The following is a 574-nucleotide window of genomic DNA, read 5'->3' on the forward strand; positions in this document are numbered from 1 at the left end:
TCTTCATCCAGTCGGCCTCGCCGTGCAGCGCCCGCTTGCCGCGTATGCGTTTGGGCTCGGCGCTGGCGAAGGCCGCGTTGCCGACGAGCGCGACACGTAAGGCGAAGCAGGCACAAAGCACTGCCGCGGCCGCTCCGATCAGCGTCGCGGGATCGACATAGGACAGGATCGACTTGCCGGCCGGAATCTGCTCCGAGAATGCCGACAGCCTRATTGCCTCGCGAGCGATGGCGACAACGATCGTCGCTACACCGCCGGCAACGACTCCCCATCCTGCCRTCTTGATCCTGATCGCGCCGGCGCTCGCGAACAGGAAGAYGATGCCGATGGCGGCCGCTGCGACATAAGGCAGGGCAATGCCCGCTTGGCCGAGCGTCTGCCGAGCAGCTTCCGTCTTTMCAAAGCCGGACAGCCAGTGTTCGACCCCGGTCAATCCGATCGTGACCAGGAACATCAGCGCGACAGGCGCGATGAAAAGAATGATCCTATTCATCGCTGTTGCCAAAGGCCTCCGCGCCGATCGCCATCAGTCGCGAGCGTTCGGGGTCGTTGCTTTTCAAGCGCTGGCTCAAAT

Annotated in this window: 1 pseudogene; it reads right to left on the reverse strand. The window is 63.3% G+C overall.

What is annotated here, in order from left to right:
• Positions 1-493: pseudogene (locus QD357_RS32860) on the reverse strand (conjugal transfer protein TraG); the annotation flags it as partial.
• Positions 494-574: the final 81 nt, after the last annotated feature.

Origin of the sequence: Rhizobium sp. BR 317 (genome assembly GCF_047445835.1) — a bacterium.
Lineage (GTDB): Bacteria > Pseudomonadota > Alphaproteobacteria > Rhizobiales > Rhizobiaceae > Rhizobium > Rhizobium paranaense.